The 9,170-nt window shown below is 41.6% G+C and carries 8 protein-coding genes and 1 pseudogene; 6 read left to right on the top strand and 3 right to left on the bottom strand.

The window, feature by feature from the left end; genetic code table 11:
- The first annotated feature begins 142 nt into the window (after positions 1-142).
- Positions 143-331 carry a hypothetical protein gene (locus LC653_RS29740; RefSeq protein WP_229498240.1) on the top strand — a complete coding sequence of 63 codons (189 nt, stop codon included), beginning with the start codon at positions 143-145 and terminating at the stop codon, positions 329-331.
- Between the two features lie 60 nt (positions 332-391).
- On the opposite strand, the gene LC653_RS29735 is transcribed toward LC653_RS29740, so the two are convergent.
- Entirely contained in the window at positions 392-940 is a 549-nt protein-coding gene (locus LC653_RS29735; protein ID WP_229498239.1) for a hypothetical protein, read from the bottom strand.
- Positions 941-1,018: 78 nt separating this feature from the next.
- Between LC653_RS29735 and LC653_RS29730 the strand changes: the two genes are divergently transcribed.
- Entirely contained in the window at positions 1,019-1,480 is a 462-nt protein-coding gene (locus LC653_RS29730) for a hypothetical protein (protein ID WP_229498238.1), read from the top strand.
- 390 nt (positions 1,481-1,870) lie between these two features.
- Here LC653_RS29730 and fusA read toward each other — a convergent pair whose 3' ends face one another.
- Complete coding sequence (fusA, locus tag LC653_RS29725) at positions 1,871-3,874, bottom strand: elongation factor G (protein WP_229498237.1); 2,004 nt, start codon at positions 3,872-3,874, stop codon at positions 1,871-1,873.
- A gap of 532 nt (positions 3,875-4,406) precedes the next feature.
- On the opposite strand from fusA, the pseudogene LC653_RS29720 reads away from it, so the two are divergent.
- The 3 genes and pseudogenes from LC653_RS29720 to LC653_RS29710 all read left to right on the top strand — a co-directional run bounded on the left by LC653_RS29720 (position 4,407) and on the right by LC653_RS29710 (position 6,663).
- A pseudogene (locus LC653_RS29720) lies at positions 4,407-5,655 on the top strand (ISNCY family transposase).
- A 338-nt stretch (positions 5,656-5,993) separates the two neighbouring features.
- Positions 5,994-6,182 carry a nucleoside phosphorylase-I family protein gene (locus LC653_RS29715; protein ID WP_308189163.1) on the top strand — a complete coding sequence of 63 codons (189 nt, stop codon included), beginning with the start codon at positions 5,994-5,996 and terminating at the stop codon, positions 6,180-6,182.
- Positions 6,169-6,663, top strand: a complete 495-nt coding sequence (locus tag LC653_RS29710) for a hypothetical protein (protein WP_229498236.1) — start codon at positions 6,169-6,171, stop codon at positions 6,661-6,663. The genes LC653_RS29715 and LC653_RS29710 overlap by 14 nt, the downstream gene beginning before the upstream one ends.
- Before the next feature lie 335 nt (positions 6,664-6,998).
- On the opposite strand, the gene LC653_RS29705 is transcribed toward LC653_RS29710, so the two are convergent.
- On the bottom strand, positions 6,999-7,760 hold the full coding sequence (locus tag LC653_RS29705; protein WP_229498235.1) for a glycosyltransferase: 762 nt from the start codon (positions 7,758-7,760) through the stop codon (positions 6,999-7,001).
- A gap of 455 nt (positions 7,761-8,215) precedes the next feature.
- Here LC653_RS29705 and LC653_RS29700 point away from each other — a divergent pair, with 455 nt between their 5' ends.
- Positions 8,216-8,947 (top strand): hypothetical protein, encoded by a 732-nt coding sequence (locus LC653_RS29700; protein ID WP_229498234.1) that lies wholly within the window; start codon positions 8,216-8,218, stop codon positions 8,945-8,947.
- Positions 8,948-9,170 lie beyond the last annotated feature (223 nt).

Raw genomic sequence — 9,170 nt, 5'->3', positions numbered from 1 at the left:
CTCCCACCAGTCCAGCATTGCTTGTTACCTTTAGCACCCGATTTCAATTACTCTACCGTATATGCTGTGCTGTTTGTTAAATCCTTTATCAGTAAGCCTTTCAAGACTTAACGGGAAAAGTCAGATTGTTGCAAGGTCAAATATGCGACCAGAGCGTATGCAGAAACTGAAAGTTGCGGCGAATTTGGGGCAGAATCCAGGGTTGGAGTACTTGCAAGAGTGTTGGGATGATGATCCGGCTTTGCAGATTGTGATCAAGAAGTTGCTGGTGAAGTTTCCGCAGTGGGGGATTGCGATCGTGGATGGGGTGCTGATGAAGTGGAATGATTAGTGGTCGCTTGTCAGTGCTTTCTTCATACATCTTGTGATTCTAGCATCTCTACCTTGCTTTCTATACCTGTAAACTCCAGTTATGTACGCAAAAACCCATGATTTTTTGTTCGAGATTATCTTCTAAAGATTCTTCTGCACCATAGAAGCCAATCCCTTTAACTGAAGATGATTCAGAAGGATAATTTAATTCATCCCCATTATCATAGTCAAGTTCAAAATGCTCTCTTAAATCCGAAAGTCTAGTGCCAATTTCAAATTTGTCTAAAAATTTTCCTTTATAGCCCTCAAACACAAAAATCTCGAATAGAATATCATCTGAATTGAATTCAAGAAGTACAATCCTGTCTTTATAATAGAAAACTTTATGTCCATCTAACTTCTGAGAATCTGAGGAGATTTTTTGACAAATCCAGCCATCCGAATTAGATAAAGCTTCATTGATATTAATTGATTTCAATCCTTTTTCTCTCTTCTCTCTTTCTTCTTGGAGATTGACCACCAGAATAGGTTCCCTAAGATCGGGGATTGACGAAAGATGTTGTCCTATCCTAAACCCTCCCGCAGAACTCTCAGGGATAATCTCAGCCCATAAATTAAGCATATTCATTAATTTGTCTCCTCGCCAATAACTTTAAATTCTTTACCATTTTACAGATTTATAGTGTTCAGACTTTCAATAGAGTTATTGGCAATAATAGTCTCTCATGAAGGCACTTGTTCCGCCGCGCCCGTGTCATTAAATCAAAGTGAGATATTTGAATGGTTGGATAGAGCAAACGTTGGAGAATGCCCTCCATTGTGGGTAATTCAATATTTGCTAGACAGCAAGTATTATGCCAGCATGAGGGCAACAATCAGCAAGTTTGAGAAGCTGTGGAATATATCTGTGGTCAATTATCAGGTGCAAAAATCTAGTGAGGCGTTGTTTACCACCGAAGATATTGCCATTAGATCCAAAGTTAGACTATTGCGAATGGAGAAACTGAAGATGGCTTCTCTGGTTGGGGAAAATCCTGGTTTTGACTTCCTCCAACAATGCTGTGATGATGACCCCGCTTTGCAGATTGTGATCAAGAAATTGCTGGCGAAGTTTCCGCAGTGGGGGGTTGCGGTTGTTGATGGGGAGTTGATTGAGTGGGGAGAGTAGGGTGAGCGGTAGTTTGAGAACTTTATAAAACCTGAGTTCGACGTAATAAAAAGTCTAAAAACTAGACAGAGTAAGCGATTAAGCAACACACGCTTGATCCAGTATTGTGGCGGACACTTATATCGCCAAATGAACTAGATAGTATTGATTCTCTAAATGGTAGAGATGATTTAAACCCAAGCAAAGGCGATCACTAATTTCGACTCTAGCAATCCTAAATCATTTGCGAAAAGTTAGATCCCCGACAAGTTTTATGAAGTCGGGGATCTGGACACCACGAATTTTCACAAATAGACATCTCCAGAAATTAAATATGTGTTACCCAGAACCCTTGTAGAGACATAGCACTGCTACGTCAAAACAATTCTTTTTCGGAGATGTCTAATAGGTTCAGGACTGACGATAGCAGGCAAACTCCATTGAAAAAGTAGCCATACCAGAAGTAAGCGATCGCAATTCTGTAGAATACCCAAACATTCGCGCTAGCGGTACTTCGGCTCGAATCACCGTGTATCCCTGCATTGTCTCAGAACCCAACAACAAACCTCGACGGGAGGATAAGTCACCCTGAACCCTTCCCATGAACTCGTTGGGTGTTTCCACCTCTACAAGCATGATGGGTTCGAGGATGTAGGGTTTTGCTTTGGCGATTGCACCTTCAATTGCCTGATGGGACGCTGACCGGAAGGCCAATTCTGAAGAGTCAATTGGGTGATAGGAACCACCATCCAAAACGACTTTCACGCCAGTTACGGGATAGCCTTCCAACTGCCCTGATTGCATCGCCTCACGGAAACCTTTCTCACACGCAGGGATATATTCTTTGGGAATTGCACCCCCAACTACCCGATTCTCAAAGATAAACGGTTCATCTGTGGGTTCAATCCACCCAGTAATATGGGCGTACTGACCAGGGCCGCCTGACTGTTTCTTAAATCGGTAGTCAAAGGTTGCTTGTTGTCTAATGGTTTCTCGGTACGCCACGGCGGGAGTACCAACGTAGACCTCGGCATTATATTCCCGTTGGATGCGTTCTAGGTAGATTTCCAAGTGGAGTTCGCCCATTCCAGAAATTAGAGTTGATCCTAATTCGGGGTCGATACTCAACCGGAAGGTGGGGTCTTCCCTTTGAAAGCGATTCAGTGCTTTGGAAAGGCGATCACTATCTTCCTGCTTTTTGGGCGTAATCGCTAGCGTAATCACTGGTTCCGGCACAAACATCTTCTCTAGAGATACCAGTGGTTCTCCAGAACAGAATGTATCACCAGAAGCACAATCCACACCCAACAGAGCCACAATATCCCCAGCAACGGCAACTTTTACCTCTTCTCGCTTATTGGCGTGCATTCTCACCAAGCGACCGATTTGCACTCGCTGTTCAGTCCGTGAGTTGTAGACGGTATCACCGGGTTTGAGCGTCCCAGAGTAAATCCGGGTATAGGTCAACTGCCCAAAGGATTCAACAGTGAGTTTAAATGCCAATGCCACCAAGGAAGCATCGGGGTTAGGGTAGACACTAACCGACTCTGCGGTTTTGACCACTTCTCTATCTATCGGAGATGGTAGATAAAGCGTAACTGCATCTAATAAGTTTTGCACTCCTTTATTTTTGAATGCCGAACCCAGCAGTACAGGCGTGAATTCTAGGCTCAAGGTTGCCTGTCGGATGGTTTCCCAAATTAATTCTTTAGGAATTTCCTCACCCGCCAGTAGCATCTCGGTCATCGGTTCTGAGAACAGCGACAAAGTATCTAGCAACTTTTCCCGTGCCTGTTGTGCTTCATCTATAAGTGATTCGGGAATTGGCTTTTTCAGCCAGTTTTCCCCATTTTCACCTTCAAAGTAGTCAGCAGTCATTTCTACCAGGTCAATCACTCCCTGGAATTGGTCTTCACTGCCGATCGGGTACTGGAGCAATATTGCATTTAGTTGCAAGCGATCGCGTATTCCCTGTACTACACGAAATGGATCTGCTCCCGTCCGATCCATTTTGTTAATGAACGCCAAACGCGGCACACGGTAGCGCTTCATTTGCCGATCCACCGTAATGGACTGGGACTGCACACCCGCCACAGCACACAGTACCATCACCGCCCCATCCAATACCCGCAGGGCGCGTTCCACTTCTATCGTGAAATCTACGTGTCCAGGTGTATCAATCAGGTTGATTTGAGTATCGTGCCACTGGCAGGTGGTAGCAGCAGAAGTGATAGTTATACCATGCAGCTTTTCCTCTGGCATAAAATCCATCGTTGCACCCTTACCGCCTCCCCGCACTTCCTCAATAGCGTGGATTCTGCCCGTGTAGAAGAGAATTCGCTCTGACAGCGTAGTTTTACCAGAGTCGATGTGGGCAGAGATACCAATATTTCGGATGCGTGTTCGGGGAATCATAAAATTTCCTTTTGTTCAAGCGGCAAACAGTCACCAACTGAGTAGTGATATATTTTGTATTATATATGTAGCATAAAAAAATGAACAGGCTGATCTATGTATTTTTCTTTTTTCGTATGGCACCGACCTGCTAATAACAAGCGAGGAGGGAACACGGAAAGGTAAAGACGGTTCGTAAGTAAGCTAAGTAGTAAGATAAACCAAAATCTAAAATCCCAGCAATTCTCATTTTGAAATAAATAGAGTATTGACCCCCATTTTGAAAATCAAAATATAGTACAAAAAAACTAGTTTTCCGGGAGAGGCGATGCTTGTGGCGAGTGAAGCGATCGCTAAAAAACAATTTGACCGATTGATTAAATATAAATACTGAGTTCATTAACGAGAATTGGCTGACAACGAAAAGGGGAAATCCAGTCCATCATTCGGTTTTTAGAATAGGGAATTCAAGGAAAATAAAAATGTATAATTGTTGTCAGATGATGTAAAATCGGTGAGTTAAAAATCCGACAGTGCGTCAAATTACTCAAACATGGATCATTTGGCAGGGTCCCTAGAAATTCCTGAATTAATACAATTTTTACGGTCATCATTACATGATTTACCTGATGAAAGGAAACCTGGAAATAATACGAAATATCAGGTAGAAGACGCAGTGATGGCAGCATTTTCCATCTTTTTTACGCAGTCAGCGTCTTTTTTAGACCATCAACGATTAATGAAAAGCAATAAGGGAAAAGATAATGCAGAAAGTTTATTTTCAATTGAGAAAATCCCTTGTGATAATCAAATAAGAAATTTGTTAGATCCGGTGCCAGCAGCTACTATCTTTATGGCTTTTCAAGAAGTCTATGAATGGTTAGAAAAAAAGGGAATTTTATCAAAGTTTCTTTATTTAGATGGAGAAATTTTAGTGGCGTTAGATGGCACAGAATATTTTTCATCTAAGAAAATTAATTGCCCTCATTGTAATTGTCGTAATCATCGAAATGGAACTACAACTTATTTTCATGGCTGTGTCACACCTATTATAGTTTCTCCTAATCAAAAACAAGTAATTAATCTCTCACCAGAATTCATTAAAAAACAAGATGGACATCAAAAACAAGACTGTGAAAATGCGGCTGTTAAAAGATGGTTAAATAAAAATCATCAAAATAAGTATGGTTATCCTGTAACTATTTTAGGAGACGACTTATATTCTCACGAACCTGTTTGTAAATTAGCACTAAAACAAGGTTATAATTTTCTTTTTGTTTGTCTAGAAACGTCACACAAGACTTTATATGATTGGCTAAAATTCTTAGAAAAAAGTGGAGAAATTACAACCATTGAAAAGAAACAATGGGATGGGCGAAAAAATCTAATTTATCGCTATCGTTATGCTTCAAGAGTTCCTTTAAAAGATGAAGACTCAAGTCTTGAAGTTAATTGGTGCGAAGTGACTGTTATTAATGAAAAAACACAGAAAATTATCTACCAAAATAATTGGGTAACTAATCATAAAATCACTGAGAATAATGTTGAGGAAATTGTCAAAGCTGGGCGCAGCAGATGGAAAGTTGAAAATGAGGGGAATAATGTTCTTAAAAATCACGGTTATAATTTAGAGCATAACTTTGGTCATGGTGAAAATCATTTATGCGAGTTATTATTGTCTTTAAATTTGCTAGCTTTTTTATTTCATACTGTTTTAGATTTAGTTAATTATATTTATCAAAAAGTTCGTGAAATATTAGTAACTCGAACTAATTTCTTTAAGGATATTCGTACCTTATTAAAATATTTATGGTTTAAAGATTGGTCGCATTTATTCTCATTCATCCTCACAGAACATGATCCATTAAAAAGAGTAAATTCTAGTTGAAAAATGTCAATATCTTAAACGAGGAGGAGAAAGTTATTTATTAAAAAACTAAAAAATTGTTGAGAATTTCATCTGGATTTATCAGTTGAAATCAATTTTTCATGGACAAATTTCTTCAAACCTGTCTACCTCCAACGTTGGATGATAATTATCTGTCAAAAAATGATGCTTCGACACAAGTTATCTATTTAAATAACAGAATTTTCTCTGATTTTTTTCAAAATGAGAATTACTGCTAAAATCCAAAATTAAATGCTAAATCAACGCTTTTATCACATTGGCTTTGGACTAGACGATTTAGGTTCATCGCCTCCCAGCATTGCCCTATTATCTGGCGACCCGGAGCGATCGCGTCTAATTGCCCAAACTTATTTACAAGATGTGCGCGTGTTGTCAGAAAATCGCGGACTCAATAGCTGTCGAGGGCGTGTCAGAGAATGAAGTTGGCTTGCCTACGGCAATGGACTCCACAACGCTGGCGCTTGTGGATGCTGCACAGAGTAATTCCGCTTTGTTGTTGGCTGAAAACCAAGATTGCAGTGTTGAACAGAGGGACTGCTATGAAGGTATTTGTTCCGCCGTGTCCGTCGCTCAAAATGAAAAATCTTTAAATTCTGCGATGCCTGCGGCGGGCGTAGCCATCGCTAATCAAACTCAGGGGCAGGTAGAAGCAGGTAATCCCACTTTGTTCTTAGTTGAAAATTCAGTTTCGGGTGTAGAAGTCAAACCAGTTGATGAGGGTGAAACTTCCGCCACGCCTATCACTGAAAAGTGGTCACATGAAGCGATTGTTGCAAGGTCAAATGTACGACCGGAGCGTATGCAGAAACTCAAAGTTGCGGCGAATTCAGGGCAGAATCCGGGGTTTGACTTCTTGCAGGAGTGTTGGGATGACGATCCGGCGAAAGCAGATTGTGATTAAAAAGCTACTGGCTAAGTTCCCCCAGTGGGGGGTTGTTATTGTGGATGGGGTGTTGGTTGATTGGGAGGAGTAGCGATGCCTACGGCAAGCCTTTGCGGGAATGCACTTCAACTGCCGGCATATTATTGCAGCACTCGTTCCCACTCCCAACGGGAGCAACGCCATACTGTCTCTACAAGTATTTCCTTGCCGTTGGTGAATTGGATGAATTCTTATCCAAAGGCAATAAAATGCAACGTAAAATCTAGAAAAAAAGTGGTTGCCTAGAATTACACCGTAGGTGGAGCAAGGCATCAGTTCTGATAGCTCCTATTGGGTAGAGATGGAGAGGAATTCTACAATAGCTTTGAACGCAAACGGTACTGTCCGACAATTTGGACATCAAGTTCATAAAGATCGCTCATCTTGCGACGCTGTAGAGCAAGGTTAATGGCATCCCGCGCTGCCAAAATTTGCTCAACTCGTTCTTGTTGGGACACACTCTGTGAATGATAGCGATAATAGTAGAGAGGTTTTATCAAGTGTTCAACCTCTGTGACTTCAGAAAGTCGCAGACACAAGTCATAATCTTGAGCAAGTTCAAATTGCTCATTGATGCCACCCACTTTCTCGTAAACTTCTCGGCGCAGCAGTCGGAAGTGAAATATCATGAAGTCAACTAACAATCGCTCTTTAGAGTAGGGAATACGACAGCGTTGCCCATATCCCAAAAGTTGATCGTTCTCGTTAATTACTTGATAATCGGTGTACACTAGCCCAACTTCGGGACGTGCATCCAATACAGATGCTGTTTCTTCTAAGGCAGTTGGTGCTAACAAATCATCGCTGTCCACCCATGCGAAATAGGGAAACGCCGTTTCATTGATGGCAGCAAGTAGAGAACGCGCTCGCCCCTGGTGTGATGCCGCTACTACACGCACCCGTGGGTCATTTTGAGCCGCAGAGCGAGCGATTTCAACAGAACGGTCAGTGGAGCCATCATCCCAAATCAGCAGTTCCAAATCCGGGTGAGTCTGAGTTAAGACACTTTGAATTGCAGAAGCAAGGTAACGCTCCCGATTGTAGACGGTCATGATCAGAGAAATTGAATTTTCCATAGAGTCGAGGCTCTGATACCAAATAAAGATGACCTTGGTTCTTTTTTAATGTAAACAGAATTCAATTTCTATAAGATAATTCATGAAAATAATATAATCAATACAGTTATTAACTAAAAGTAGATTTGAACATATTTGCGTAGAATCTCGCAGGTGTAAATTTTCCAAAACGTGTATAAAAATATAAGTGTTACGACACTAACCGTGTCCAGTAGTGGGTTATGTGTCTAAGGTTGAAGCTACTACGTCTGATTCCTCCTACCCTACGGAAACTCCTAAAACAAAGGCGGATGTAAGGTCTGAAATGTCGGAGGTCGTTCTGATTTTTTCTCCCCTATATCAAATCCGCCAACACCAAGGAACAGATAATGACACAAACAAGTTCCGCTAAAGAGCAAGACCACCGCCCACACAAGCACTTATAACTTGAAATAAACCGTTATTAGGAAAACATCATGAGCCAAACCTTAATTACTCAAGAGTTCGGGATTATCATTGCCGCGAAAAATCACAAACCCACTATCCTGAATCCAGATTTCCTCAAATATAGTGGCATCGTTCCGACCGAATGGGAATTGGCTCGTCAACCGATATATACCCAAAGCGTATCCCAAGTCGCCTTCACCAACGGCATCGTTATAATAGCTGAACCAACACGAGTCATGTTCATAGAAGCGATTGAAAACAAAGCAGTAGAAGAAATCGCCGTGGCTGCTATTGCTAAAAAATATGTTGAAGCCTTACCCAACGTCGAGTATGAAGCTGTAGGAATTAATCCAAGAGGCTACGTTGCTTTTGAAAAAGAGCAAGATGCAGCCCGTTTATTTATAACAGAAACACTATTATCTGCGGGTGCATGGCAAGAAGCGGGGACTGCACCAGTCAGAGCAACACTGAACTTAGCTTATACCTTGGAGCGCGGGCCATTTTACCTGAGTGTAAATGAAGCTTCCCTGCGGAACCCAGACGAAACAACCACGCCAATTGTGTTGTTTAGTGGCAGTTTTAGCTACGAAGTCACAAGTGAAACTCCAGTTGAACGCAAGAATAACGTGCATCAAGGCATTGATAATTGGCAAGCAGACTTATCAGCTTACCAAGAAATTATTAGCAAGAAGTTTTTGGGTAAAACTAGTGAAGAGAAAACTGTAGTTTCCAATGTATTTGCTATGAGTGCTTCTATCTAGGGGTAGAACTGGCAAAGTTGTCAAAAAGAAGGGGGTAGGGTTGTAGGTTCGGGGATACGGCATTGACCGTAGCTTTGAAACTCCGATCAATGCAATCATCTTGAAAGATGGTTCAAGTGACGAAGAAGGTTGTTGGGCTACTTCTTTCCCCACACCCCACATCTGAACCTGCAAATAGCCCCAATGGGGCTTGGTCATGAATTGCTCCCCTAGACGGTTTAGT

The sequence above is a fragment of the Nostoc mirabile CHAB5784 genome, assembly GCF_020829645.1.
Classification (GTDB): Bacteria; Cyanobacteriota; Cyanobacteriia; order Cyanobacteriales; family Nostocaceae; genus Nostoc; species Nostoc mirabile.
Note: the sequence above shows the minus strand (reverse complement) of the source record. Positions and strands in the feature narration are given on the sequence as shown.